Source organism: Streptomyces sp. NPDC104761 (assembly GCF_055583445.1).
This window is the reverse complement of record NZ_JBVJNZ010000010.1, coordinates 1-24,703: the sequence shown is the minus strand read 5'-3', so window position 1 is coordinate 24,703 and position 24,703 is coordinate 1. Positions and strand designations below refer to the sequence as shown.

Annotated in this window: 26 protein-coding genes and 1 tRNA gene; 10 read left to right on the top strand and 17 right to left on the bottom strand. The window is 71.3% G+C overall.

What is annotated here, in order from left to right:
* Positions 1 to 97 precede the first annotated feature (97 nt).
* The 4 genes from ACZ63F_RS25880 to ACZ63F_RS25865 all read left to right on the top strand — a co-directional run bounded on the left by ACZ63F_RS25880 (position 98) and on the right by ACZ63F_RS25865 (position 6,901).
* A complete protein-coding gene (locus ACZ63F_RS25880; protein ID WP_469714043.1) occupies positions 98 to 5,014 on the top strand; it encodes a DNA repair ATPase in 4,917 nt (1,638 codons plus the stop codon).
* A complete protein-coding gene (locus ACZ63F_RS25875; protein ID WP_469714042.1) occupies positions 5,011 to 5,142 on the top strand; it encodes a hypothetical protein in 132 nt (43 codons plus the stop codon). Before ACZ63F_RS25880 ends, ACZ63F_RS25875 begins: the two co-directional genes overlap by 4 nt.
* A 188-nt stretch (positions 5,143 to 5,330) precedes the next feature.
* Complete coding sequence (locus ACZ63F_RS25870; RefSeq protein ID WP_469714040.1) at positions 5,331 to 6,068, top strand: flavodoxin family protein; 738 nt, start codon at positions 5,331 to 5,333, stop codon at positions 6,066 to 6,068.
* Positions 6,069 to 6,178: 110 nt separating this feature from the next.
* Positions 6,179 to 6,901 (top strand): class I SAM-dependent methyltransferase, encoded by a 723-nt coding sequence (locus tag ACZ63F_RS25865; protein ID WP_469714038.1) that lies wholly within the window; start codon positions 6,179 to 6,181, stop codon positions 6,899 to 6,901.
* A 70-nt stretch (positions 6,902 to 6,971) separates the two neighbouring features.
* Here ACZ63F_RS25865 and ACZ63F_RS25860 read toward each other — a convergent pair whose 3' ends face one another.
* A complete protein-coding gene (locus ACZ63F_RS25860) occupies positions 6,972 to 7,340 on the bottom strand; it encodes a VOC family protein (protein WP_469714036.1) in 369 nt (122 codons plus the stop codon).
* Between the two features lie 67 nt (positions 7,341 to 7,407).
* On the opposite strand from ACZ63F_RS25860, the gene ACZ63F_RS25855 reads away from it, so the two are divergent.
* Positions 7,408 to 7,866, top strand: coding sequence for a MarR family winged helix-turn-helix transcriptional regulator (locus tag ACZ63F_RS25855; protein ID WP_469714034.1), 459 nt, complete (start codon positions 7,408 to 7,410; stop codon positions 7,864 to 7,866).
* 62 nt (positions 7,867 to 7,928) lie between these two features.
* On the opposite strand, the gene ACZ63F_RS25850 is transcribed toward ACZ63F_RS25855, so the two are convergent.
* From ACZ63F_RS25850 to ACZ63F_RS25840, 3 genes are all read right to left on the bottom strand, one after another.
* On the bottom strand, positions 7,929 to 8,441 hold the full coding sequence (locus ACZ63F_RS25850) for a hypothetical protein (protein WP_469714032.1): 513 nt from the start codon (positions 8,439 to 8,441) through the stop codon (positions 7,929 to 7,931).
* 220 nt (positions 8,442 to 8,661) lie between these two features.
* Entirely contained in the window at positions 8,662 to 9,222 is a 561-nt protein-coding gene (locus tag ACZ63F_RS25845; protein ID WP_457685686.1) for a hemerythrin domain-containing protein, read from the bottom strand.
* 178 nt (positions 9,223 to 9,400) lie between these two features.
* Positions 9,401 to 9,577 (bottom strand): hypothetical protein, encoded by a 177-nt coding sequence (locus tag ACZ63F_RS25840; RefSeq protein WP_469714030.1) that lies wholly within the window; start codon positions 9,575 to 9,577, stop codon positions 9,401 to 9,403.
* Positions 9,578 to 9,844: 267 nt separating this feature from the next.
* On the opposite strand from ACZ63F_RS25840, the gene ACZ63F_RS25835 reads away from it, so the two are divergent.
* Positions 9,845 to 10,081: a hypothetical protein gene (locus ACZ63F_RS25835; RefSeq protein ID WP_351962636.1), complete on the top strand. Its 237-nt coding sequence runs from the start codon at positions 9,845 to 9,847 to the stop codon at positions 10,079 to 10,081.
* 167 nt (positions 10,082 to 10,248) lie between these two features.
* On the opposite strand, the gene ACZ63F_RS25830 is transcribed toward ACZ63F_RS25835, so the two are convergent.
* Complete coding sequence (locus ACZ63F_RS25830; protein ID WP_469714028.1) at positions 10,249 to 12,138, bottom strand: hypothetical protein; 1,890 nt, start codon at positions 12,136 to 12,138, stop codon at positions 10,249 to 10,251.
* 815 nt (positions 12,139 to 12,953) lie between these two features.
* Between ACZ63F_RS25830 and ACZ63F_RS25825 the strand changes: the two genes are divergently transcribed.
* Both ACZ63F_RS25825 and ACZ63F_RS25820 read left to right on the top strand, forming a co-directional pair.
* Entirely contained in the window at positions 12,954 to 13,967 is a 1,014-nt protein-coding gene (locus ACZ63F_RS25825) for a permease (protein WP_469714026.1), read from the top strand.
* A complete protein-coding gene (locus tag ACZ63F_RS25820; protein WP_469714024.1) occupies positions 13,964 to 14,764 on the top strand; it encodes a TIGR03943 family putative permease subunit in 801 nt (266 codons plus the stop codon). The genes ACZ63F_RS25825 and ACZ63F_RS25820 overlap by 4 nt, the downstream gene beginning before the upstream one ends.
* A 57-nt stretch (positions 14,765 to 14,821) precedes the next feature.
* On the opposite strand, the gene ACZ63F_RS25815 is transcribed toward ACZ63F_RS25820, so the two are convergent.
* From ACZ63F_RS25815 to ACZ63F_RS25775, 9 genes are all read right to left on the bottom strand, one after another.
* Positions 14,822 to 15,247 carry a hypothetical protein gene (locus ACZ63F_RS25815; protein ID WP_469714022.1) on the bottom strand — a complete coding sequence of 142 codons (426 nt, stop codon included), beginning with the start codon at positions 15,245 to 15,247 and terminating at the stop codon, positions 14,822 to 14,824.
* Entirely contained in the window at positions 15,244 to 15,993 is a 750-nt protein-coding gene (locus tag ACZ63F_RS25810) for a methyltransferase domain-containing protein (protein ID WP_469714020.1), read from the bottom strand. Before ACZ63F_RS25810 ends, ACZ63F_RS25815 begins: the two co-directional genes overlap by 4 nt.
* Positions 15,990 to 16,745, bottom strand: a complete 756-nt coding sequence (locus ACZ63F_RS25805) for a DUF2071 domain-containing protein (protein WP_469714018.1) — start codon at positions 16,743 to 16,745, stop codon at positions 15,990 to 15,992. Before ACZ63F_RS25805 ends, ACZ63F_RS25810 begins: the two co-directional genes overlap by 4 nt.
* Before the next feature lie 23 nt (positions 16,746 to 16,768).
* Positions 16,769 to 17,701 (bottom strand): BtaA family protein, encoded by a 933-nt coding sequence (locus ACZ63F_RS25800; RefSeq protein ID WP_469714016.1) that lies wholly within the window; start codon positions 17,699 to 17,701, stop codon positions 16,769 to 16,771.
* Positions 17,698 to 18,186 (bottom strand): DoxX-like family protein, encoded by a 489-nt coding sequence (locus ACZ63F_RS25795; protein ID WP_469714014.1) that lies wholly within the window; start codon positions 18,184 to 18,186, stop codon positions 17,698 to 17,700. The genes ACZ63F_RS25800 and ACZ63F_RS25795 overlap by 4 nt, the downstream gene beginning before the upstream one ends.
* Before the next feature lie 794 nt (positions 18,187 to 18,980).
* Complete coding sequence (locus ACZ63F_RS25790; RefSeq protein ID WP_469714012.1) at positions 18,981 to 19,406, bottom strand: PIN domain-containing protein; 426 nt, start codon at positions 19,404 to 19,406, stop codon at positions 18,981 to 18,983.
* Entirely contained in the window at positions 19,403 to 19,681 is a 279-nt protein-coding gene (locus ACZ63F_RS25785; protein ID WP_469714010.1) for a ribbon-helix-helix domain-containing protein, read from the bottom strand. Before ACZ63F_RS25785 ends, ACZ63F_RS25790 begins: the two co-directional genes overlap by 4 nt.
* 64 nt (positions 19,682 to 19,745) lie before the next feature.
* Entirely contained in the window at positions 19,746 to 20,639 is an 894-nt protein-coding gene (locus ACZ63F_RS25780) for a phosphorothioated DNA-binding restriction endonuclease (RefSeq protein ID WP_469714008.1), read from the bottom strand.
* A 127-nt stretch (positions 20,640 to 20,766) separates the two neighbouring features.
* Complete coding sequence (locus ACZ63F_RS25775) at positions 20,767 to 21,060, bottom strand: hypothetical protein (protein WP_469714006.1); 294 nt, start codon at positions 21,058 to 21,060, stop codon at positions 20,767 to 20,769.
* A gap of 277 nt (positions 21,061 to 21,337) precedes the next feature.
* Here ACZ63F_RS25775 and ACZ63F_RS25770 point away from each other — a divergent pair, with 277 nt between their 5' ends.
* Positions 21,338 to 21,637, top strand: a complete 300-nt coding sequence (locus tag ACZ63F_RS25770) for a hypothetical protein (protein ID WP_469714004.1) — start codon at positions 21,338 to 21,340, stop codon at positions 21,635 to 21,637.
* Between the two features lie 384 nt (positions 21,638 to 22,021).
* Here ACZ63F_RS25770 and ACZ63F_RS25765 read toward each other — a convergent pair.
* The 3 genes from ACZ63F_RS25765 to ACZ63F_RS25755 form a co-directional block, all read right to left on the bottom strand.
* Positions 22,022 to 22,095 (bottom strand) — tRNA-Pro (locus ACZ63F_RS25765).
* Between the two features lie 74 nt (positions 22,096 to 22,169).
* Positions 22,170 to 22,931, bottom strand: coding sequence for a Pr6Pr family membrane protein (locus tag ACZ63F_RS25760; RefSeq protein ID WP_469714002.1), 762 nt, complete (start codon positions 22,929 to 22,931; stop codon positions 22,170 to 22,172).
* A gap of 159 nt (positions 22,932 to 23,090) precedes the next feature.
* Positions 23,091 to 24,017 carry a metallophosphoesterase gene (locus ACZ63F_RS25755; protein WP_469714000.1) on the bottom strand — a complete coding sequence of 309 codons (927 nt, stop codon included), beginning with the start codon at positions 24,015 to 24,017 and terminating at the stop codon, positions 23,091 to 23,093.
* Between the two features lie 103 nt (positions 24,018 to 24,120).
* Between ACZ63F_RS25755 and ACZ63F_RS25750 the strand changes: the two genes are divergently transcribed.
* Positions 24,121 to 24,588: a GatB/YqeY domain-containing protein gene (locus ACZ63F_RS25750; RefSeq protein WP_093500168.1), complete on the top strand. Its 468-nt coding sequence runs from the start codon at positions 24,121 to 24,123 to the stop codon at positions 24,586 to 24,588.
* Positions 24,589 to 24,703 lie beyond the last annotated feature (115 nt).

Below are 24,703 nucleotides of genomic sequence, written 5' to 3'. Positions count from 1 at the left end.
ACAGCCCGGGGGGTGCACAGTCCTGTGTCCGGAACCCCCCGAACGGGGGACGCCCCCCCCGGGCCACGCATCTCCTTCGACCTGCTGAGAGGGACCCATGAGCACCGGCCAGGACACCGGGACGTACGAGGCACCGGGCAGTGACACGCCGGACACCGGTGCCCGCGGAGTTCCGGGCGCCGGCACGCCGGACACCGGCGCCTACGAGGTGCTGCGTACCCGGCTCGCCGCCCAGGCCGCCGAACTCGCCCGCCGCGCCGAGGCCCTGAACGCCCGCCGCACCGAGGAGTTCGGCTCGGCCCGCCTCGAACTGGCCGGCACCGGACGGCTGCGCACCGGGGAAGCCGGGGTGGCCCGCGACCCCGTCGCCGCCGGAGGCACCCCCCTCCTCGGCCACAACCCCGGGCCCGGAAGCCCGGCCGGTGACGTCTTCGCGCTCTACGACCGGGACCTGGCCCGGCTGCCCGACGACGCCGTGCCCGGCCTGCTCGACGACCCCGCGTTCGTCCGCGAGATCGCCGAACTCCACCGCTACTACCGCCAGGCCCGCCTGCTCCGGCTGCACCGGGTGGACGGCAAGCTGCTCGCCGTCTTCCAGACCGGCGAGAGCGGCAGCGACATCCGCGTCCTGCGCTGGACGCTCACCGACGACGGCCGGGCGGCGTTCCTGGACGCGCGCGGCGACCGCGACCACGTCCTGCCGCCCTCCCACGACGTCGAGTGGACCGCGACGACCCGCGAGGACCACGTCCTGGGCCGCCATCCGCACGTCTCCGTCGGGGGCGAGGTCTTCGTCGCGACGGCCGGCGGGACGCTGACCGTCAAGGTCGAGAACGACACCGAGACGGACGAGGGCATCTACTCCGAGGCGGTCGACGAGCCGCTGCAGTCCCTCGCCGACGCGGACATCGCCCACGCCCGCGTCGGTGCGCTGATCCTGCTGCGGATCCGCCCCTACAAGGAGGACTCCGACCGCCACCTGGTCTTCAACACGTTGACCAGGACCGTCGTCCGCCTGGACGGCATCGGCCCGGCCTGCCGCCGCCTGCCCGAGGACCAGGGCATCGTCTTCCCCGGCGGGTACTGCCTGGCCACGGGCGCCCACCGGACGTACGACCTCGACATCGCGGACCTGGTGTTCGAGCGCGAGGTGCGCTCCCCGAACGGCGAGGACGTGCTGTACGCCTTCCACGCGCGCGTGACGGGCCGCAGCCTGCTGCTGCCGTACAACATGATCCGCAAGGAGGTCGCCGCCCCGCTGTCCTGCCACGGGTGGGCGCTGTTCGACGACGGCACGCTGGCGGTCCTGCCCGCCGACGGCGACGAGCCCCTGCGGGTGCACCCGCTCCAGCTGTGGAACTCCCCGTACGTCTCCGACACCCACGCGGCCGCGCAGCCCCTCGGCACCGGTCCGCTCGCCCGGGTCGGCAACGCCGCCCTGGTGCGCGGCATCTCCGACTGCCTGTCCATCACCCGCGCGGTCGCCGGCACGACGCCGACGGGCGCGGTGTACGAGGCGCTGGCCGCCGCATGCGTGCGCGCGGCCGACGTCCACCACTGGCTGGACGACCCCCAACTCGGCGACCTGAACGAACCGCTCACACAGGTCCGCGCCACGGCCGAACAGGTGCTGACCGAGTTCGCGACCGTCCAGGCCCTCACCCGGCAGGCCGCCGCCGCGCTCACCGAGGCCGACGCACGGATCACCGCGGTCGTACGACGCCTGCGCGGAAAGGCCCCGCACGGGGCCGCCGCCTGGGTCGCCGGCCTGACCGAACTCCGCCACGCCCAGGGGCACCTGCTCACCCTCAGGGACATGCGGTACGCGGACACCGCCCGCATCGACGAGCTGGCCACCGCCGCCGAGGCCGACCTCGCCGTCTTCGGGCAGCGGGCCGTCACCCACCTCGCTGGCGAGGACGCCTTCGCCGAGCACCGGGCGGACGTCGAGCGGCTGACCGCCGGCGCCGGGGCGATCACCACCGTCACCGCGGCCGGTACGGTCTCCGCACACCTCGACGAACTCGCCGACGGACTGCGCACGGTGACCGAGGTCGTGGCCGGGCTCGACGGCGGCGACGCCACCGTGCGCACCGCCGCCCTGGAGCGGATCGCCGAGGTCCTGGGCGGTCTCAACCGCGCCCGCGCCACCCTCGACGGCCGCCGCCGCGAGCTCCTCGACCGCGAGGGACGCGCCGCCTTCGCCGCCGAGTCCACCCTGCTCGGGCAGACCGTCACCGGCGCGCTCGCCGCCGCCGACAGCCCCGCGTCGTGCGAGGAACAACTGGCCCGGGTCCTCGTGCAGATCGAGAACCTCGAGTCCCGGTTCGCCGAGTTCGACGACTTCCTCGGCACGCTCGCCGACAAGCGCGACGAGGTGCACGAGGCGTTCGCCGCCCGCAAGCAGACCCTCGCCGACACCCGCGCCCGCCGCGCCGAACGCCTCGCCGACTCGGCCGCCCGTGTCCTCGCCACGGTGACCCGGCGCGCGGCGACCCTCCCGGACACGGAAGCCGTCACCACGTTCCTCACCTCCGACCCGCTGCCCGCCAAGGTCCGCCGCACCATCGGCGAACTGCGTGAACTCGGCGACCAGGTGCGGGCGGAGGAGCTCGACGGCCGCCTCAGGGCCGCCCACCAGGAAGCCCTGCGCGCCCTGCGCGACCGTGGCGACCTGTACACCGACGACGGCCGCACGCTCCGCCTCGGCACCCACCGCTTCGCCGTGAACACCCAGCCCCTGGACCTCACCCTGGTCCCGCACGGCGACGGACTCGCCTTCGCCGTCACCGGCACCGACTACCGCGCCCCGGTCACCGACCCGGAGTTCGCGGCCACCCGCCCCTACTGGGACCGCCCGCTGCCCTCGGAGTCCCCGGAGGTCTACCGCGCCGAACACCTCGCGGCCCGGCTCCTGGACGACCACGGCCCCACCGCGCTCGCGGAGGCCGACCTGCCCGCCCTGGTCCGGCAGGCGGCGGAGGCGGCCTACGACGAGGGGTACGAGCGAGGCGTCCACGACCACGACGCGGTACTGATCCTCACGGCCCTGCTGCGCCTGCACGACGGCGCGGGCCCGCTCCGCCACCAGCCCGCCGCCCGCGCCGCCGCCCAGCTGTTCTGGACGCACGCAACCACCGCCGACGCGCGTACGGCCTGGACCCGCCGGGCCCGCTCCCTGGCCCGCGCCCGCGAGACCTTCGGCCACGCCCCGGCCATCGCCGATCTGGAAGGGGAACTGGCGACGGCGATCGGCGGCCCGACCGCGACCGCCGCCGCCTGCTACCTCTTCGAGGAACTCAGCACCGGCCCCGACGGGTTCGTCATCAGTACCGGCGCCCGCACGCTGCTCGACACGTTCCGCCGCACCGTGGGCACGCCGGCGTACGACGACGACCTCGCGGCCCTCGGCTCCCTGGCCGGCCGCCGGCAACTCGTCGAGGCGTGGCTGACGTCGTACACCACGGCAACCGGGGTGGACGGCGCCCCCGGCGACCTCGCGGAGGCGGTGGCGGCCGAGCTCTGCCCGGAGCTGCCCCGCTACGTATCCGACGCACCGCTGACCGGGACCGTCTCCGGGCTGCTCGGCACCCACCCGCGCATCGACCGCCGTACGCTCACCGTCCGGATCGACGAAATCCTCGCCCGCACCCGCGAGTTCCGCACCCACGAGGTCCCCGCGCACCGCGCCTGGCAACGGCGCCGCACGGCACTGGTGGCCGCGGAGCGCACGCGGATCCGGCTGGACGAGCACCGGCCGCGGGTGCTGCCGACGTTCGTCCGCAACCGGCTCGTCGACGAGGTCTGCCTGCCGCTGATCGGGGACAGCCTCGCCGGACAGCTCGGCACCACCGGCCAGACGAAGCGCACCGACACCGGCGGACTCCTCCTGCTCGTCTCCCCGCCCGGCTACGGCAAGACGACCCTCGTCGAGTACGTCGCCGACCGCCTCGGCCTGCTCCTGGTCAAGGTCGACGGCCCGGCGCTCGGACCCGCGGTCACCTCGCTCGACCCCGCCGAGGCCCCGAACGCCACCGCCCGCCGGGAGGTCGAGAAGATCAACTTCGCACTGGAGGCCGGCAACAACGTCCTCCTCTGCCTGGACGACATCCAGCACACCTCGCCCGAACTGCTGCAGAGGTTCATCCCGCTGTGCGACGCCACCCGCCGCGTCGAGGGCGTACGCGACGGCGAACCGCGCACCTACGACCTCAGGGGCAAGCGCTTCGCCGTCTGCATGGCCGGTAACCCCCACACGGGGTCCGGCGGCCGCTTCCAGGTCCCCGACATGCTCGCCAACCGCGCCGACGTGTGGAACCTCGGCGACATCCTGACGGGCAGGGAGGACGCCTTCGCGGTCAGCTTCGTCGAGAACGCCCTGACCTCGAACCAGGTCCTCGCCCCGCTCGCCGGCCGTGACCGCGCCGACCTCGACCTGCTCGTCCGGATGGCGGAGGGCGACCCCGCCGCCCACGCGGACCGACTCGTCCATCCGTACCCGCCTGCCGAGCTGGCGGGGATCCTGGCGGTGCTGCGCCATCTGCTGACCGCCCGGGAGACGGTCCTCGCGGTCAACGCCGCCTACATCGCCTCGGCCGCCCAGCCCGACGCCGGCCGAACCGAACCGCCCTTCCGGCTCCAGGGCTCCTACCGCACCATGAACAGGATCGCCCAGCGCATCCAGCCGGTCATGGACGACGCCGAGCTCGCCGCCCTCCTCGACGACCACTACACCGCCGAGGCCCGGACCCTCACCACCGGCGCCGAGGCCAACCTGCTGAAGCTGGCCGAACTGCGCGGCACGCTGACGGCGGACCAGGCCCTCCGCTGGGCCGAGGTGAGAGCCGCGTACGTCCGCACCCAGACCCTCGGCGGCCCGGAGAGCGACCCGCTCACCCGCGCGGTCTCCGCCCTCGGGCTGCTCGCCGACCGGATCGCGGCCGTGGAGACGGCGATCGACCGGGCCGCCGCCCCGGGCACCCGGCACCCGGTGCTGCGGGAGGAGAGGGCATGACGTCCTTCCTGATCCCCGTCGCCGCCGCCGTACTGGTCGTGGCGGCCTGCACCAGCGTGCTGGTGCGCCGGGACCGGCGCCGGATGGTGCGGGCCTGCCGGGGCGGCTTCCCGCATGAGCGGGACTGATCCCGCGCGCCCCTCCGCCTGTCTCCGGTGCACCTCGTCGGCGGAGACACACGCAACCCGAACGCCGTCACGGGGGCCCGTTCGGAGGCGCCGCGGTGGCGCCCGGCGCGGGCGGCCCACAGGCTTGGAGCCCGGACGTGGACGACTCGCCGCGCACCCGTCGGCGGCAGGGCTTTCAGGAGGAACGTGTGACCGCTTCGTCGCCCGCCACCGACGTGCCGCCGGCCCGGTACGACGACCTGCGCGCGCTGGTGATCAACTGCACCCTCAAGCGCTCGCCGGAGACCAGCAACACCCAGGGGCTGATCGACCGCAGCACCGCCATCCTGGGGGCGCAGGGCGTGCACGTCGACGTCGTACGGGCGGTGGACCACGACATCGCCACCGGGGTCTGGCCCGACATGCGCGAGCACGGCTGGGCGACGGACGCTTGGCCCGACCTGTACCGGCAGGTCATCGCCGCCGACATCCTCGTGCTGGCCGGCCCGATCTGGCTCGGCGACAACAGCTCGGTGATGAAGCAGGTGATCGAGCGGCTCTACGCCTGCTCCAGCCTGCTCAACGACGCCGGCCAGTACGCCTACTACGGCCGGGTCGGCGGCTGCCTGATCACCGGCAACGAGGACGGCGTCAAGCACTGCGCCATGAACGTGCTCTACAGCCTCCAGCACCTCGGCTACACCATCCCGCCCCAGGCGGACGCCGGCTGGATCGGTGAGGCGGGCCCCGGCCCCTCGTACCTCGACCCGGACTCCGGCGGCCCGGAGAACGACTTCACCAACCGCAACACCACCTTCATGACCTGGAACCTGCTCCACCTGGCCCGCGCGCTGAAGGACCTCGGCGGTATCCCCGCCTACGGCAACCAGCGCACCGCCTGGGACGCCGGCTGCCGCCGCGACTACGAGAACCCCGAACACCGTTAGGCAGGTGCTCATCGCCGGATCGTCAGGGACTTCGCCGTGAAACGGCGCCGCGGCCGCCGACCGGGCGGCGAGAACGAGAGCCGACCCGCCGCCGGACCTGGCACGGCACCGTGACCACGGACGAGGAGGAGCTGTACAACGCCGGCGAGGATCCCTACGCGCTCGCCCTGCGACCCGGCCGGGAACCGGTGTATCTACGGCTGGACGACGGGCGTCGCATCCGGATGCCGGTCCACCGCTGGCACGAGCAGCCCACGGCGGCCGACAGGAGCGTGCTGGAACGCTGCGCCGGTCCCGTCCTCGACGTCGGCTGCGGTCCGGGACGCATGTGCAGAGCACTCCTGGGCCGGGGGGTCTTCGCCCTAGGGGTCGACATCACCCCTCGCGCGGTCGCGCTGACCACCGCCCTGGGCGGCCTCGCACTGCACCGGTCGGTCTTCGACCGGCTGCCGGCCGAGAGAGGCTGGCGGACGGCGCTGCTCATCGACGGCAACATCGGTATCGGAGGCGACCCCCGTGGTCTGCTGCGCCGCTGCGGCCGCATCATCGCCCCCACCGGACGCCTCGTCGTGGAGATCGACCCCCATGACGTGGAAGAGCGGTGCACCGCCCGCTTCGAGAACGTCCACGGCCAGGGCGGTCCGTCCTTTCCCTGGGCCCGGCTCGGGCGACCGGCGCTCCACCGGATCGCCGCCGACCTCGCCCTCACCGTCACCGACCAGTGGACGAGCGGACACCGCTGCTTCGCCGCCCTCGCCCACCGGGGATCAGCCGGTGGCCACCCTGACGGTGCCCTCGCCTCGACGGAAGGCGACGGCACCGCGGTCGGCTGAGCCGGACGCGGCACCTTCACCGCGCCTGTGCCGGACGGCCTGCGCGGCGGTGAGCCTCCGGTTCGGCCTGTCAGGTGCGGTCGTGGAGGGTGACGTGGTAGCCGTCGGGGTCGGCGAAGGTGAACGTCCGGCCGAAGGGGCCGTCGACCGGTGCGGAGACGATGGTGTGGCCGTCGGCGGCGAGCGCGTCGTGGATGGCCTGGACGTCGGTGGCGTGGAGCCAGATCGCGGCCCCGATGCCGGGCTGGGCGACGGATGCGAGATCGGTGCCGGGGACGACGTCGCGGAGTGCGAACGCGATCGGCCTGGTCTCGAAGACGACGGCGTGCGCAGGCCCGGCCGGCGAGCGGACGAGACCGAGGTACTGCTCGTAGAACGCCTGCGAAGCGTCGAGATCGCGCGCCTGGAGGGAGATGAAGTCGGGACCGGTGGCGGGCATGGTGATGCTCCTTCTCTGCATGCGTGTCAGATTCCTGACACGCGCCACCGTATGTCAGACTTCTGACATGAGTCAAAAGGGTGCCGGCGTCGACCTGGACACATCACTGGGCTACCTGCTGAAAGAGGCTTCGAGTGTCCTGCGCGCTGCCATGGAGGAGGTGCTGCGGCCGCTCGGGATGAGCGTGACGCACTACTCCTGTCTCGAACTGCTGGCGCAACGGCCGGGCCTGTCGAACTCCGAGCTCGCGCGTGGCGCGTTCGTGACAAGACAGTCGATGAACGTGCTGCTCCAGGCCCTGGAACGAGACGGCTATGTGACCAGGCCCGCGGAAGCGCCCGTCGGGAAGGCGCTTCCCGCCCGGCTCACGCCACGCGGCCGGCAGAGCCTGGAGAAGGCGAGCGCGGCCGTCCGGTCCGTCGAGGCCAGAATGCTGGCCGGCATGACCGAGTCCGAGCAGTCGAGCGCGTTCCGGAGCCTGCAGAGCATGATCCGTTCCCTGCGCGACGGCACCACCGGTGCATAGCTCGCTCCTCGGCGCACGTCTCACCGCGCCCGGGCGGAGCGAGCGCCTCCCGGGCGCTGGGGTCAGGGCAGGTCCGCGCCGTCGAGGCTGAGCGCTTCCATGAGCCGAGGCCGGTGCAGGCCCGCGACGTGCTCCAGCAGATCGGGATGGCGCAGCAGAGGTGTGGCCTCGGCGTCCCGCTCCCCGGGGCTGGTCAGCCGGTGGAGGCCGCCGGTGGTGTGGTGCTCGCTCACGGCCAGGACCCGGCGGACGGCGCGGGCGGCCAGGCCGGGGTCGGCCAGGAGGCAGGCGGCCCAGCTCACGACGGTTTCGTCGACCCAGGTCCGCCAGTCGGCGTCGCCGGACGGCGGCTCGTATCCCCTGAGCCGGTCCAGCCGGTCGGATCCACCGGGGGCGAGCAGGTGGAGCAGCTGCACGTCGAGGCTGGTGGGGTAGCACAGGGTGGCGGCGAGTGTGACGGCCTGCCGGGCCTGTGCCTCGGCCAGTGCCCGGCTGAGCGCCCCGCCGGGGGCGGGATAGGCAGCCAGGAGCCAGCGGGTGGAGGCGGCTATGACAGGTGTGAGGTCGTCGGTCACGGCGGTCGGTCCCTCGGGGAGCGTGCTCGCCTGTGTCCGGCAGATCGGTCCCGCGAGCGGTTGTGCGGGGCCGCGCTGCCCCGCTCGTGACCCGTCAGCCTAGGCAGCCGAACCGAAAGAGGGAATGAGCCGCGTCACAGAGCGCGAGCGCGCCGCGTCCAAGGGACGGGCCGGGGCCGCACGGCGCGGCCCCGGCCCGGGAACACCGGCTCGGCCTCGGTCAGGACTTGCCGCGGCCCGTGATGAGGTCGCGGGCCCGGTCCACCAGGCCGGCACCCGGTGCGAGGAGCTTGTTGGCGGGCGGGGTGTTCGGGGCGGAGGGGTGCGGACGGGTGGGGGCCATGGACTTGGCCCGGCGGATCTTGTCCCCGAGGTCGTTCAGCGCCTCGGCGGTGCACGCCTGCCGCAGCGCGGGGAAGAGGTTGTCCTCCTCGTCCCGGACGTGGGCGGAGACCTCGTCCATGAGCAGCTGCAGCAGCGGGCCCGTCTTCGGGTCGTCGATGTCCTTCTTCTCCAGTTCCTTCAGGAGCTTCTCGACCCGGCTGTGATCCGCGATCTCCTTGTCGGCGATGCGGTCGCCGCCTTCGATGTGTTCGCGTACCGCCGGGTACAGGTACTCCTCCTCGGCGATCGAGTGCCGCACCAGCTCGATGGTGACCTCGTCCACCACGTCGCGGAGTTCCTGTCCGCCGCCCGGCATCGCCTTGATCCGGGCGAACATCTCCTCGACCTCCCGGTGGTCGGTCATCAGCTCCGCAATCGCGTCTCCGCCGTGCCCCATCGTCTCTCCGCCTTTCGTTGTCATGGTCATGCCTGGACGGAACCGTCCCGCCCAGCTGTCACTGGTTCCCGGCCCAGCGGGAATCGGCACCGAACCGCGCCAGGTGCACTCGGTCGGATGCGCCGCCGTCCCGCTACGGGGCGTGCCGAGGTGCCCCGGGGAGTCCGTGCGGCATCGGTCAGTCCTCGCCCCGTACGACGTTCCAGTCGTCTCCCTGCCGTACCCGCCGTCCCGCGTTGCCGTCGAGCGTCGGCCGCAGACAGGTGCGTATGCCCTGCCCGCGCAGGCGGCGGGCCCTCGCCCAGCCCGTCTCGGGGCGGCGAGCGGCGATCGGCTTACTGACTTCCGCAGTCACAGCGGCTCATCTTCCTTCTGGGTCCGGCCGGTTGACGTCCGGTTCGTCCGTCCTGTCCCCGTTCTCGTCCTCGTCCGAGTGTCCGATGAGCAGGGCGGGAAACCTGCTCCGCGCTGGGCCGCCCCCATCGCGGCCATGCCGCTTCGACGAAAGGGGCGACTGTCCCCGGTGCGTCGTGTCCCACCGGGGTACTCGGCGACCGGTCCGGAAGACAACGTCAGCGGGCTGAGCGCCCGCTTCGACACAGCGGAACGGAGTGATGCGACGATGGCCAGCGCCACGGAAACCGGAAACATCACCGGAACGCAGGACAAGGACTACAACCTTCTCTGGTACGTCGAGAGCTGCCTGGAGAACGCCCTCCGGCTGGACACCTTCATCAAGGACGCCGAGCGGGCGAAGGACACGCAACTGGTCGAGCTGTTCACCAAGGCACAGGCCGACAGCCGTAAGGGCGCAGAGCTGGGCAAGTCACTGCTGCGCAGCCGCTTGGCGAGCGACTGACGCCACCTGCCGGCGGGGGGACTCCTCCCAGGCCCCACGACCACTGCGCCGGGGCCTGGAGGAGGGGCATCGCGTGCCGTCCCGGCGCCTCGGAAGGAGAGAGTCGCTGCGGAGAAGAGCGCCCCGGAGGTTCCCTGGGCGCCCTTCGTGGTGGTCGAGAAGGCTGGTCAGCGCACGTCCACGTAGTCGTGGTAACTCTCGGCGTCCACGTAGGTGCCGGACGCGAGGTAGACCCCGACCCACGTGCCGTCCTGCTTCGCGGTGAAGCGGGCGGTGAAGCGGCCGTGCGAGTCGGCCTTGACGGAGCCCAACTGCGTCCAGGACTTCTTGCCCTTGGCCTGGAAGAGGATGTAGACGCGCTGTTTGCCGAACGCCACCCACTTCGTGCCGCTCAGCCGCTGCAAGGTGCCGGTGGTGGTCACGGTGTGGCCCTTGCGCACCGGCTCGGGCCCGGCGTTGAAGCCGGCGATCCTGGTGGCGGTGCGGTTGAAGTGCACGGAGTTGGAGTAGCCGGGCTGGTAGTCCGACGAGCCCGCCGAGTACAGCCGCCAGTAGCCCTTCGGCACGGCCACGTACCCGTCGAGGTTGAAGGTGCCGTCGGACTTCGTGGTGAACCAGCCGAGCGACTTCCAGCCGGTCTTGCCGTCGGCCGACTGCTGGAGGTACAGCTTCCGGTTCGGCGGTACCTTGCCGTTGCTGGCGGTCATGCTGCCCTGGATGTGCAGGTCGGAGTATTCGTCGATCCAGCTCGAACAGAAGCAGATGTTCGTCCGGTTGATGACGTCGACCTTGAGCTGCGCCTGCGAGGCGGTCAGGTACGGATCGGCCAGGTAGCTGTCCTGGCTGGTCTCCACCGTGAACGTGCCGTCGTCGGACAGCAGGTACGGGTAGGTGAGCTTGAAACGTCCGTCGGCACCGCTGGTCGCCTCGGCGTAGTAGCCCATGTCGAGCGCGACACCCTTGGCCGGGCGCCAGGTTCCGTCGTACAGGTACTCCACCACACCGGACGCGGACACCTTGGTGCCGTAGTTGACCCGCACGCTGGAGTGGTCCAGCCGGATCCTGCTCGGGCTGACCACGACCTGCAGCGTCTTGCTGTCGACGGGCACATACGTGCTCGTGCCGTCGGGGTTGGCGATCCAGAAGGAGACCGAGACCGGCACGGACGTCTCGTCCTCGACGTCCAGCCGCGGGGCCAGGTCGATCGCGTAGCTGCCGTCGGCGGCGGTGGCGGCGCTGTAGGAGTAGTGGTCGACCACCACACTCAGCGCCTTGCCGGCCAGCGGTGAGGTGTCGCCGGTGATCGGGTCGAAGAGCGAGATGCGGCCGTCGAACGTGACGTGCCGGTGCTCCACGTCCAGCACGTCGGGGCTGATGGCGCGGTCGGCGAAGACCGGCTGCGGCTCGACGTCCACGGTGGTGACGGCGGCCGCCGAGGTGCTGTCGGCGTCGCTGTCCTCGGCGCTGACCGCCACGGTGTACTTGCCGTACGAAGGCAGTTGCGACATGCGCGGCGAGCGCCAGACGCCGTCCTGCGGCGTGCCGGAGACGAGCGTGAAGCCGGTGACCGCGATGGTCGCCGGGTCCGTGCCGTGCGACTCGGTCAGGTCGGCGGACACCTCGGTGATCGCCGAGTCGGAGGAGACGGCGACCGTCAGGAAGCCGGCGTCGGAAGGATCGGAGCCGACGTCGCCGAACACCGGGGCGCCGGTGCCGTCGGCAGGCGCGTGGCTGCTCGGGTCGGGCGTCGGGTCGGGCGTCGGGTCGGGCGTCGGGTCGCCGGAGGGCGAGTCGGACGGGGTCGGATCGGCGGAGGTCGGGGTGTCCGACGGTTCGCCGGTGGGCGGGTCGGACGGGAGCGTGGTGTCCGAAGGAGCGCCGGACGGAGCGCTGGTGGGCGTGTTTGACGGCGTCGGATCGGTCGTCGGGCTCGTGGTCGCGGTGGCCGCCGGGTCCTGCCCGGGGCCGCCGTCCGCGTACGCCAGCGTCGGCGCGGCGAGGAGCGCTGCGCCCAGCGCGGCGGACACGGCCGCCGACACCAAAGAGCGTGTTCTCACTGCTGGATTCCCCCCACGGGAACGGCGCAGCCACGCTGCCCCGATGTCCGGAGGCCGGCCGCGCTCTCTGTACGGTTGCTGTGAACATCACGCAACGGATCGAACTGTAGTGCCTGCCACCGACACGGGACCTAGGGGGCCCGTGGAACTGGCGAGGACCTCACCTGCCCCTGTCCGCAGGGTTGTTGGGAAGGGTCTGTGGTCCGCATGAGGACGGCGTCGAACGCGCAGGTCACCAGCTGCTCTTGGTCACGCCGGGCAGGGCCGCCCGTGGTAGCCGAGCCAGACGGACCTACCGGCGACCGTGTCGTCTCGGCCGTCGACGGCCTGGACGACCTGACCGGGTGGACGACCCGGAGGGTGGGGTTCGTCGCGGACGATGACCACGCCGGCGGCCTCCAGTGCCAGGTCGGACCGGGCCCGCTACGTCAGAACCGTGATCGACGCGCCTGGCTGACTCGGCACTCTCACCCTCGAACGCCCCGCGGACGCGGTGCTGTCGACCACTGCCCTGCGTGGTGGTCGAGCGTGGCCACCGACCCGGAGCCGGCCCCGCTCGTCTCCCGCGACGGCGGCGACGGCGGACGCCCCCGGTGCGAGGGCAATGACCTGACCCTGTCCGGTCATGTCACCCTCTTGCGCGATGCGGCGTCACCGCATGGCACCGCCTGGAGGGCGGAACCCTAAAAAGACGGTCAGTCCTGATTCTCGTCATTCATCCGTGGCGGCGTGTGGGTGCCGTGCGGGGCGCCTTCCTCGCTTATCTTCGGCCTCGACATCCGACATCCGGAGTAAAAATGCCAAAAACGGATGAAATGCTCGATGTGAGAGGTGGAGTGGCGACCGCGCCCGCTGCGCTACCCGGGCGACGCACCGTCCCGCGCCCATGGGCCGTCGGCGTGGTCACTGTCGCTGGACTGGCGTTCGCCCTCGTGTTCACCGGCACCTCGTGGCTGAACGGTCCCGCCGTCTCGGCCTGGCGCACCGTCTGTCTGGCCATCACCGTCCAGGCGCTGCCGTTCCTCCTGCTCGGCACGGTCCTGTCCGGCGCGATCAACGCCTTCGTACCGGCCGACCTGTTCACCAAGGTCCTGCCCAGACACCCCGCGCTCGCCGTCCCGGTTGCCGGTGCAGCCGGCGTCGTCCTGCCGGGCTGCGAATGCGCCTCGGTCCCCGTCGCGAACAGCCTGATCCGCCGCGGCGTCACCCCGGCCGCGGCCTTCGCCTTCCTCCTCTCGGCACCCGCGATCAACCCCGTCGTGCTCACCGCCACGGCGGTCGCCTTTCCCGGCAGTCCGGCCATGGTCGTGGCCCGCCTGCTCGCCTCGCTCGCCACTGCCGCCGTCATGGGCTGGCTGTGGCTCTGGCTGGGGCGGGAGGAGTGGCTGCGGCCCGCTGTCCGCCACACCGGCCATCAGCCGGGTCACCACCGCTGGACGGAGTTCCGCCGCGGCTTCCAGCACGACTTCCTGCACGCGGGCGGTTTCCTGGTGCTCGGTGCGATGGCCGCGGCCACCTTCAACGTGACCGTGCCCCGTTCCGTCCTCGACACCTTCTCCGGCTCGCCCTGGCTGTCCGTCCTCTTCCTGACGGCGCTCGCCGTGCTGCTCGCGGTCTGCTCGGAGGCCGACGCCTTTGTCGCCGCCTCCCTCACCGGCTTCTCGCCCACCGCCCGGCTGGCCTTCCTGGTGGTCGGTCCGATGGTCGACCTGAAACTGATCGCCCTGCAGGCCGGCACCTTCGGCCGGGCGTTCGCAGTCCGCTTCTCCACCGCGACCACGGTCGTGGCCGTGGTCACCAGTGTCCTGATCGGAGGCGCACTGCTGTGAAGCGCCCGGCCCAAGTCGTCCTGCTGGCCCTGACCGGCATGGGGCTGCTGCACGCCGCCCTCTTCACCGACCTCTACCTGCGCTACGTCAAAGAGGGCCTGCGCCCGCTGCTGATCGCATCCGGCGTACTCCTGCTGCTGCTCGGCCTGGCGGGCGCGGCCCTCGACCGAAACGACCACGGACCGGATCACGAGCACGACCACCACCACGACCGAGAGAACACCCACGGCCACGGCCACGACCATGTCCACGAGAACACCCACGGCCACGGCCACGACCACTCCACCGCCCCGCGCATCGCCTGGCTGCTGTTCCTCCCCGCGCTCAGCCTCCTCCTCTACGCCCCGCCCGCCCTCGGCGCCTACTCGGCCTCGCGTGCCACGGCCAAGGTGGTGAAGAAACAGAAGGAGTTCGACCCGCTGCCCGCCGGGACCTCGCCCCTGCCCATGACGCTCAGCGAATTCACCGCCCGGGTCCAGCAGGACCGCACGCTGGGCATCAAGGGCCGTACCGTCCGGATGACCGGCTTCGTCACCCCGGCCGGCCAGGGCGGCGGCTGGTACCTGACCCGGATCATCTTCACCTGCTGTGCGGCGGACGCCCAGTCGGTCAAGGTCCGGATGTACGGCACCGACGCCCTCCCCGCGAACACCTGGGTGGCCGTCACCGGAACATGGCATCCCCAGGGCACCCTCGGTACGAAGACCGCAACAGCAGCCCTCGACGTGGGGCGCACCGAGCAGGTCGCTCAACCGGTCAACGCCTACACGGACGACCTGCCGCTCACACCTTCCTAGCGCCCCTCCGGCCTTCCTCCGCCCCCTTGGCGGTGAACTTGAGCGGGGGTGCCGGGTTCACCGCAACCCGTGCGCCGTCGCTGCCGCGAACACGGCCGTCACCCAGGTCCACAGCACCGCGAGCCCGACATGGCCTGCGGTGCGCAGGCGATGGCCGCGCCATGTCCGGGGTGAGAAGTAGGCGAACTCCATGATCCAGCGCAGGCCCCAGAACAGGGTCTGGCCACAGAGCAGGAACGTCGGCAGGGGTGCGCCGGTGAGCAGGGCCGGCGCGAAGGCCAGCGGAAGGGAGCCGAGAAGTGCGCAGGTCAATGCGATGAAGAACAGGTGCGCGTAAGAGACCTGGCGGGTGAGCAGGCTGCTGGCCCGCAGGTCGGCGGGCCACCCCAGTATCCGCGGGAGCGCGACGTGCACCAGTCCCATGAAGATCAGGGCGACGCCGACCAGGCGCAACTGGCCAGTGAGACTGAGAAGGTGGGTCACTTTCGATCCTTGCTGAAGGCGAATGCCGCGATCAGGCCCGCGAAGCGGCGCTCGGCACTGTGTTCCAGCCCCGCGTGGGCGGCGAGCCGCAACCATTCCTGGCGGGGCAGGAAGTGCCAGGCGCCGGGCCCGAACACGGCCGTGTTGGCGGCATCTCGCAGGTGCTCGGCGACCAGCAGTGTGCCGCCGGGCCGCAGCAGCCGGGCGCATTCGGTGAACAGCCGCTCCCGGTCCTGCGCGCGGCGCAGTTCGTGCGCGGCGAAGACGAGCAGGACGGCGTCGGCCGAGTTCGCCGGGTGCGGCAGCGCCTCTGGGCGGCCCGGTGCGGCGTGGGCGGGGGGAGGCACCCGGCGTCGGGCGCGGCGCAGGGACCCCTCGCTCGTCAAGGCCGGGTCGTACAGGTCGATGGCGGTGCGCTGGGACTTCGGCCAGCGTGCGGCGAGTGGGGCGCTCACCTCGTCCAGGCCGGTGCTCACCACCACGTATGCCGACGGGATGCGAGGCAGTAGGTCCTCCAGCCAGTCGTACGTGTACAGGCCGGAGCGGTCGTAGACGTGCCAGCTCGCCGCCGTGGCGGTGCACAGCAGAGTGAGTGCCGCGACCGATCCCGTCCGGGCGAGGGGGCGCAGCGCGCGAGGCAGACGTGGAGCAAGGAGGGCCGCAGCCGCCGCAGTCGCCGCACCTGCTGCGTACTGGGGCCAGTTGTAGGCGATGACGTCGCGGACGCCGGAGTGCCGCAGCGTCACCGTATGCCGCCGTTCACGGTGCGGCGCACACCGCGGTGCCAGCCGTAGTCGACGCCCGCAACGTGGAAGGCGTTGGCGAGGACGGGGCGGGTTCCGGCGAGCGGGCCGTGGTCGAAGAAGGTCAGCCGACGCACATCGACACGGACCGGCTGCGGGTCCCACTGCGTACGGAATGCCTTGACCACGATCACGGAGCGGGTCTGGGGTTCGTACTCGAAGGTGTAGGGGAGTGGGCCGGCGAAGCGGCGGGCGGCTCGGGCGTCGGCGAAGGGGCTGTGCGGTGGCAGCGGCGCCGGAGCGCTGCGCAGGTCGGCACGCACCAGCAGGTCGGCGTGCCCGTCGGCGCTGTCGACCCGGAATTCCAGGGTGCCGTCCGTGACGCGCGAACTGATATGAGCAAGGCGGTAGTTGTAGCGGGTGAGCAGGTTGCCGCCCAGCCGCATCAACCGGGTATCGGTGTCGCTGCGCAGGATGCGCAGCCCCCGCATGGTGCGCCCGCCAGGGGTGCGGAAGCGGGTGAAAACGCGGTATCCGGTCAGCAGGAAGTCACGGCCCAGCCGCGCGGGCAGGAACGCCGGCCGAAGGGCACGGGTGTCGACCAGGGCGGCGGCCACGAAGCCGTACTCCACGCCCTGCTCGCCGCGGGGGTACGTGTCGAGTTCCAGGCCCGGCGGCACCAGCCGGCGCAGCGCCTCGGCGGGCAGAGCGTAGGTCAGCACGAGCGAGTGCGCGAAATGCGTGCTCACCGCCATGGGATGACGTTGCACCAAGTGCCTCACGGGTCGATCCTCCTGTCCTCGGCGCCCGAGGGGTCTGCGCCCAGCCGCACGACGCGCACCACGCCCCACAGCGCCGATCGGTCCTGCGCCGCCCAGCCGGGTCCGGTCGCCGTGGGCTCGCGGAAGCTGCGCAGAACGACGATGCCGCCGGGACGCACGGCATGACGCACGGCGGCGCGCAGCCGGCCGGCGAAGGCGGGGCCAGGCCCGTCGAGCACGTTCGAGAGGGTCACGGCGTCGTAGCCGGCCCGCGGAGCCTGTTCCAGCGCATCGACAACGTCGGCGTGGACGAAGTGGACGTCCGGCGCGAACAGCGGCTGTGTCCCCGGAAGTTCGACCCCCGCGAGTAGCCGCCACATCCAGGGGTTACGGGCATTGGCGTGCCCGGCGACGGTCCGCCCCAGGCGTCGTCTGAGCACCTTGTCGAAGCGTGCCGGGACCACGTGCGCGAACGAGGGGCGCAGCGCGACCGCAAGCGCGCCGCCCGGCCGCAGCGCGAGCCGCATCAGCCGTCTCAGCCCCGGGCTGTCCAGGGCGGTGCGCCATCGCCGGGCCTGTTCGGCCGGATCGTCGAGGGCGAGGAAGGCGCGCAGTGCGGGCCCGCGCCAGGCCGGCAGCAGTGCGCCGGCCGCTCCACGGCCCAGCCGCATCAGTGTCTCTGCGGAGCCTTCCGTGGTGGTTCTGCCGGCGAGCCGGTCACGCGCGTAGGCGAGTTGTACCGGGTTGACGTCGACGGCTGTCACGTCGTGACCGGCCTGCTGCAGGGCGGCGGCGGTGTCGCCCGCGGAGGCGATGCACAGCACCCGCGCCCCCGCGCTGGGCAGGACGCCGAGCTCGATGCCGCAGTCCTCGTACATCCGCCCGAACAAGAGGCGGGGGCCCCCCGACCCGCTGATGATCCGGCCGCGTGCCCACGGTGTGCCGCTCACCGGACCGCCACTCCGGGTGAGGTCCGTTCCACCAGCCAGACCAGCGCTACAAAGGCCAGATTCTGGGTGAGCATCCGCCCCGGTTCCGCTATGTGATCCAGGCCGAACAGCAGTCCGCCCGCGTTGAACACCACCACGAGCGCCGTCTGCACGACAGCGGCGGCCCGCGCCCACAGCCCGGAGAGCGCCCACAAACCGATGGCCGCCTCCGCGATCCCGATGACGATCAGCGCCGCCGTCACCGCCCAAGCCGGCATATGGGGAACGTCCCCGACAATGGCCCGCTGATCGTCCCGCCCCGGCCAGACCTTGCACCACAGGCCCTCGTAGCACCACACCAGAGCAACAGCCCAGCGCGCCAGCACCCCTTGCCACCCCGTCACTGCGCTCCGGTCTCCCCGCCCTTCGGGTGGTGCCTCCGCGGCGGCCGGTACATCGGACGCACCGGCGCGAAGCGCGGCCGGAGACCCGACCAGAAAGCCCATGGACACCACTCCCGATCGCAGAATTGAACGCGTTCAAGAACAGTCTACGCACCGAAGGACGGTGGGCTGCGCTGCCAGTGTTGGTCGTGATCGTCGTACTCGTGTCGGCGCCGGCTGCGCATGCCTGCCCTCACCGCGCTGTTCCGGGCGCAGTCGCAGTACCGGCCGCAGCATCGACGTGGGTGCGGGGCCTCGACTGCTTGAGCTGGTGAGGCTGCCCGCGGCATCACCTGCTCGCGCAGCTGGTGACCGCGCCGACCGGGAGACGCGTCCCCTTCGGGCAGGCCGCGGGCGCCTGTCGGATCGCGGTGCGCGCGTTCGATGCGCTGTTGAGAGCGCGTCAGAGGTGACGCTCGGGGAGTCGATTTCCTTGATCCACTCCCTGCTCAAACCGGCCCTGACCTGCTCCTTTGGCTGTCGGGGTGGCGGGATTTGAACCCACGACCTCTTCGTCCCGAACGAGGACCGGTTATTGATCTTTCCTGCCTGGATTGTGTTTGTGCAGGTCAGGTGGGTGGTCCCGGTTGGTGTCGGGCGGCGTGGAGGGGGCTTCTGGAGCGGGGCGGCTCCCAGATGGCTCCCAAGGGCGCTGCTGTATGGATGGTGCTGGAGAGTCAGCCCTGTGGCCCGAAGGCAATCCACCGGCCCATCGGTGCCAGGAAGTCGAGTCGGCCACTCTATTCGCCGTCCGCTGCCTGGCGTCGGAGACTGCCGATGTGATCCGGGCAAAGTGCGCGATGGCATTGCGAGTGATCACCAGCGTGGGTGCGGGTGCTGGAGGGGCGCGGGTCGGGTCACACCTTCTTGACGACGATCGTGTCCGGGACCAGTTTCTCCAGGTCGTCGACGTCCGAGGTGAAGACGGTGACCTGTCCCTTTTGCTGTCGCGCGATGACGGCGAGCACGGCGTCGATCGCGTACTTGTGGCCATGCAATTTGGCGTCGGCCAGGAGTCGGCGTGCCTGGCGGGCCTCGTCCTTCCCGATGTCGACGACCTGGAGCCGGGAGAGTACCCAGTCCCAGCGCTGCTCGGTCGTTCTGCCGTCGTACGTCTCGACCAGTGTCATCGGGGATGTCACCACCTCGGCTTCCCCGCGTGCCGCGAGATCGAGCCAGGCGATCATCTTCCGGTCGCCGCGCACCGCGTGGGACAGGGCTTCACAGTCCAGTACGAAGACGCGGAGGGGGCGCTGTCCGTGCTCGCCGGCTCGCTTCTTCACGCAGCCTCTCCGGCGTTGTGCTTTCCGGCGGTTCGACGCCGCTCATGCTCGGCGTCGAGATCGTCCAGCTCGTCGAGAGCTGCCGAATGTTCGTCCTCGGTGACGGGGCCGTGTTCTTCCTGCAGCCAGTCGACCAGCTCTCGGAGCCGGTCCCGGTCACGCTTGAAGCGCAGCGCCTCGGCGACATACGCCGACAGGCCCCGCTCTGCCGCGTCCGCGCGGATCTCGTCCAGGAGATCCTCGGGGATCGTCACGGTTACCTTCTTCGTCGCCATATAAGAGACCATACTCCTGGTATCGCACTCCTTACCAGTGGGTCACGTGATCGACGCTCGGCGATCAGGCGGCCGGGGCGGGGCGTGGGCTGCCGTGGAAGACCTGGCTGGTGTGCCACGAGCGGTGGACCGCCGCAACGGGACGGGCACCCGGTTGAGGTCCGATGAGCGGGCGGCCGGCGAGCGCTATGACGTGCTCGCGGGCGGTGGGGCTGTGGCCGACGAAGCGCTGCGAGACCAGGATGCGGTGACTGTCACCGATGCCGAGGACGCCTTTGTCGAAGAGCTTGTGGTGCAGCGAGCACAGGCACAGGCCGTTGTCGACGTCGTCAGGGCCGTCGAACGCCCACCAGCGCACATGCGCGGCCTCCAGCCCGACCGGCACCGCGCCGATCCTGCCGTCGTAGCCGCAGAAGGCGCACTGGTACTCGTATGCCGTCAGGACCTGCTCCCGCATCCGGGGATCCCGCCGCCTGCGCACGGCCGAGAGCTGTTCGGTCTCCGCCGGCTCCAGCTCCAGTCCGACGGCTTCGCACAGGTCGCCGTGGAGCGAGGGCGGGAAGTTCAGGTCGAGCAGGACCCGTGCCATCCGGCCGAGCAACGACGGCTCGCGCCGCAGCGCCGCCCGTAGTTCCGGCGTCAGCCGCCCTGCGGCTCCGACCTCCCGCAGCTCCCGCACGCCACTGCCGGGACTGCCCGGCCCGCGCTCGGTGCGCACCTCCCACACGCCGTCGCTCACCAGATGGTGGAACGGGTAGGCGGGCGTCGTTCTGTTGGGCGGACCGTACTCGGCCAGCAGCCGTCTGAGATCGTCCTCCACCGCGCTGTACCGCAGTTCACCGTCGGCGTCCCGCTGGAAACGCCCGAGCGCGTACAGGAACAGCAGCGGCTTGTGCGGAGCGCGGGTCCCGCTTCTGCTCCACTGCCTCAGCTTCGCGGTGCGCTCCAGCCAGTCCATGACGGGCGATCGTAGTGGCGTTGGGGTGCGGTGGTATCGAAGGGGCTTGGGGGGTGGGTCGACTCCCAGATGGCGCCTGGACACCGTGGGGGCCATTGGCTTCGTGTCGACGTTGCCCGTTGCGGGCCTACCGAGCCGTGCCGAGCCGACTGCGACGGGCCTCAACCAGGTGCCGCCATCGTTCACGCGTCTGTCGTTCTCCGTCGATCCACCGCGCTCGCGCGGTGTGCTCGGGAAGCGGAAGGCCGGCCATGAAGTGCGCGATCTCGACGTAGTAGGCGTAGTCGCCGCTCTGTGTAAGTTCGCGCAGGCGGGTGATCGCGTCGGCGAGGTCGTCCTGGGCGGCGAGGACGGCGTGGTGGAAGCACAAGGCGAGTTGCAGTTTCGCCGCGCCCTCGATGCGCTGCCGAGAGCGCGTCACGGGTGATTGCTGTTCTTGGAGGTGATCGCGGACAAGTGTGGGGTGGGGAGCTTCGGCGAGATCGTGTGATGCAAATTCACCCTGGTGGACGGGGCGGGCCTCCGAGTCGCGTGCGCGCGTGCGCCGACACGCCGGGCGCCGATTCCTATACTCGGCACAGACAATCATAAAAGGTGTCTTTGATTCGAATATCCACCTAACGCGACATTTCGGCCGTAAGTATTGACGTGTCCGACCAGGCAGGCGCAACAGGCACCTGCCGAGAAAGGAGCACGGAATGCGGGTTTCCCGTCTTGTCGCCGCGCTGGGCGTCGCAGCCGCCGTCCTGCTGGGCGGTGCCACTGGTGCCAGCGCCGCAACCTATGCGTCCTCGGTGGTATCTCATGCCACGCACGACCGTGGTCACGAGCATGGTGACCACGGGCGCGGCGACCGTGATGACCGCTGGGGCCACCATGGCTGGGGCGATCACGACCGTGATGACCGCTGGGGCCACCATGGCAGGGGCGACCACGACCGTGACGACCGCTGGGGCCACCATGGCTGGGGCGACCACGACCGTGACGACCGCCGCTGACCGCCCTTGGGGTGCCCTTCCGCTGTAGGGGGAGGGCACCCCTTCCGCTGCCATGGCGGCGTCATCCTCCTCAACCCACTACCCTCCCCTTGGCCCGTGGATGGCTCGGTGCAAGCCCGCTACTCGCACATCACCGCGCGCATGAGGAACCGGCTCATGGGCGAACTGACCGAGCAGTGGGAGGAGGCGTTGGCGGCACGGTCTGCCATGCACCCGCGGTCACCGGTGCGCGCGCTCGATGCGTTGCTGAGAGCGCGTCAAGGGTGACGTCGGGGGAATCGATTTCCTTGATCCACTCCCCATTCACTCCCCAGAGACCCTGTGGAACGAGTCAGGGCCGGCTTCCCGTGAAGGGAAACCGGCCCTGACCTCGTGTTTCGGCTGTCGGGGTGGCGGGATTTGAACCCACGACCTCTTCGTCCCGAACGAAGCGCGCTGCCAAGCTGCGCTACACCCCGGTGTCGCTGCTGTGCTGCTTGTCGCGGCGACGTCGTTTACTTTAGCCCACTGGTGGCTGGAGACGAAATCCGGTTTAGGGGCGGCGCCCGACCGGGTTCGGGCGGGTGTGGTCCAGGGCTACCAGGAGGACTGCCAGGGCGTAGCAGGCGAGGCCGATGAGGAGGGCGTTGGCGAGGATGGCGCGGTAGGTGTGCTGCTCGGCGTCCAGGAAGGGGTAGAGGTAGCGGCCCGGCGTGCCGGGAAGGAGCAGCTCCGCCCGGACGAGGGTGAAGGCCAGGTAGGCCAGGGGGTACAGCATCCATGCCGGCGTGTGGCGGACGTGGAGGCGGCCCGGGGGCGTGAGGATCAGCCAGTCCAGGAGCGCCGCCGCGGGGGCCGCCGTGTAGAGGAGCTGCAGGGCCAGCCACTGCCCGTGCCAGGCCACCGGAAGGTGCGTCGAGCCCGTCATCGAGAACGGGGGAGTCGTGTGGCCCAGGAGCAGGTGGTAGACCAGGGACGAGATCACGGCGTAGAGGAGTGCCGCGCCGGTCAGCGACGAGGGCAGCGGGCGGCCCGCAAGCCAGGCCCGGCGGGCCGAGGCGAGGCTGACCAGGGCGAGGAGTATCGCCGCCTGTACTCCGAAGTAGCTCAGGATCCGGTCCGAGCTGCCCAGCAGTAGCTCCAGCGCCACGCCCGCCGCCGCCAGCACGGCCGTCAGGAGCCGGAACACCGCGGTCACGGGACGGCGGATGGGGGCGACCACGGCCGTCGCCGGAACGTGTCCGGGTATGAGTACGGGCGTGCCCGGGACCGCGGGGAGGTCGGGAATGTCCCTGGGTATCGGAGGAGTCGTCATGCCCCCAAATTATGGACAAAGGGGCATGTGCGGCATTTCGGTCTACGCCGAGCGGGTTATTCCGATCACCGGTTGGTTCATCCGTACGTTCATCGATACGTTCATCGGTCCAGCGGTGCGTCCAGCGGTCCAGCGGTCCAGCGGTCCCGTCCGCCGGGCCTACTCCCGGCCCACCAGCGTCAGCAGCGTCGCCTCCGGCGGGCAGGCGAAGCGGACCGGGGTGTAGCGGTTCGTGCCGCAGCCAGCGGAGACGTGCAGGTAGGACGTACGGCCCTCGGCCGTGTGCGTGGACAGGCCCTTCACCCGGTCCGCGTCCAGGTCGCAGTTGGTGACCAGGGCGCCGTAGAAGGGGACGCAGAGCTGGCCGCCGTGAGTGTGGCCGGCCAGGACCAGCGGGTAGTTGTCCGCCGTGAAGGAGTCCAGGACGCGCAGGTACGGGGCGTGCACGACGCCCATCGAGAAGTCCGCCGTGGCGGACGGGCCGCCTGCCACCTGCGGATAGCGGTCGCGCTTGATGTGCGGGTCGTCCAGTCCCGTCAGCTCGATCGAGGCGCCCTCGATCTTCAGGGTGCCCCTGGTGTTCGTGAGGTTCAGCCAGCCCGCCCCGTCGAAGCCGTCCCGCAGCTCCTCCCAGTCGATGTGGATCGCGCCGACGACCGGCGGGTTGCCGTTCAGGCCGTGCTTGCCGCTCACCTTCTCCAGCAGGTAGCGGGCGGGGTTGCGGGGCTTGGGCCCGTAGTAGTCGTTGGAGCCGAAGACGTACGCGCCCGGGAACTCCATCAGCGGGCCCAGCGCGTCCAGCACCTCCGGGATGGCCTCCGGGTCGGAGAGGTTGTCCCCCGTGTTGATCACGAAGTCCGGGCGCAGGCCCGCCAGCGACTGCAGCCAGCGCTGCTTCTTGCGCTGGCCGCTCACCATGTGGATGTCGGACACCTGGAGCACGCGCAGCGGGCGCATCCCCGGCGGGAGGACCGGGACCGTCACCCGGCGCAGGCGGAAGGAACGGACCTCGTAGCCGGCCGCGTACAACACACCCGCGGCGCCGAACGCCGCGATTCCCAGGGGTACTCCGTATCGAGCGCGCATATGACCATCGTGTCAGACCGAGCGAGCGCTCAGAGACCGGGCGGTGCGTGAGGTGGGTAAATCGGCGGGCGTCGGGCATGCGGCACCTGCGACAATCGGTGCCATGACCACCACGCTCAAGTCGAAGCTGCAGGACGACCTCAACGCCGCGATCAAGGGACGTGACGAGCTCCGCTCGGCCACGCTCCGGATGACGCTCGCCGCGATCACCAACGAAGAGGTCGCGGGCAAGGAGAAGCGTGAGCTCTCCGACGACGAGGTGCTCAAGGTGATCGCCAAGGAGGCGAAGAAGCGCCGGGAGGCGGCCGAAGCCTTCACCCAGGGCGGCCGCGCCGAGAGCGCCGAGCGGGAGAAGGCGGAGGGCGAGGTCCTCGCCGGATACCTGCCGAAGCAGCTCAGCGACGAGGAGCTGGAGGGGATCGTCGCCCAGGCCGTCGAGGAGGCGAAGGCGGCGGGCGCCGAGGGGCCGCGGGCCATGGGCGCCGTGATGAAGATCGTGAACCCGAAGGTGGCCGGCCTGGCCGAGGGCGGCCGGGTCGCCGCCGCGGTGAAGAGGCGCCTCCAGGGCTGAGCGGACGGCAGGCGGTACGACGGCGGGGGGGGGGGGGGGGGGGGGGGGGGGGGGGGGGGGGGGGGGGGGGGGGGGGGGGGGGGGGGGGGGGGGGGGGGGGGGGGGGGGGGGGGGG

Bases quoted from the DNA above. Each gene is read 5' to 3' on its own strand.
- ACZ63F_RS25855 (WP_469714034.1), top strand. From the start codon at position 7,408: ATGAGTCAAAAGGGTGCCGGCGTCGACCTGGACACATCACTGGGCTAC.
- ACZ63F_RS25875 (WP_469714042.1), top strand. From the start codon at position 5,011: ATGACGTCCTTCCTGATCCCCGTCGCCGCCGCCGTACTGGTCGTGGCG.
- ACZ63F_RS25750 (WP_093500168.1), top strand. From the start codon at position 24,121: ATGACCACCACGCTCAAGTCGAAGCTGCAGGACGACCTCAACGCCGCG.
- ACZ63F_RS25860 (WP_469714036.1), bottom strand. From the start codon at position 7,340: ATGCCCGCCACCGGTCCCGACTTCATCTCCCTCCAGGCGCGCGATCTC.
- ACZ63F_RS25760 (WP_469714002.1), bottom strand. From the start codon at position 22,931: ATGACGACTCCTCCGATACCCAGGGACATTCCCGACCTCCCCGCGGTC.
- ACZ63F_RS25805 (WP_469714018.1), bottom strand. From the start codon at position 16,745: ATGGCGGTGAGCACGCATTTCGCGCACTCGCTCGTGCTGACCTACGCT.
- ACZ63F_RS25785 (WP_469714010.1), bottom strand. From the start codon at position 19,681: ATGGCGACGAAGAAGGTAACCGTGACGATCCCCGAGGATCTCCTGGAC.
- ACZ63F_RS25825 (WP_469714026.1), top strand. From the start codon at position 12,954: ATGCTCGATGTGAGAGGTGGAGTGGCGACCGCGCCCGCTGCGCTACCC.
- ACZ63F_RS25780 (WP_469714008.1), bottom strand. From the start codon at position 20,639: ATGGACTGGCTGGAGCGCACCGCGAAGCTGAGGCAGTGGAGCAGAAGC.
- ACZ63F_RS25755 (WP_469714000.1), bottom strand. From the start codon at position 24,017: ATGCGCGCTCGATACGGAGTACCCCTGGGAATCGCGGCGTTCGGCGCC.
- ACZ63F_RS25770 (WP_469714004.1), top strand. From the start codon at position 21,338: ATGCGGGTTTCCCGTCTTGTCGCCGCGCTGGGCGTCGCAGCCGCCGTC.
- ACZ63F_RS25795 (WP_469714014.1), bottom strand. From the start codon at position 18,186: ATGGGCTTTCTGGTCGGGTCTCCGGCCGCGCTTCGCGCCGGTGCGTCC.
- ACZ63F_RS25835 (WP_351962636.1), top strand. From the start codon at position 9,845: ATGGCCAGCGCCACGGAAACCGGAAACATCACCGGAACGCAGGACAAG.
- ACZ63F_RS25845 (WP_457685686.1), bottom strand. From the start codon at position 9,222: ATGGGGCACGGCGGAGACGCGATTGCGGAGCTGATGACCGACCACCGG.
- ACZ63F_RS25880 (WP_469714043.1), top strand. From the start codon at position 98: ATGAGCACCGGCCAGGACACCGGGACGTACGAGGCACCGGGCAGTGAC.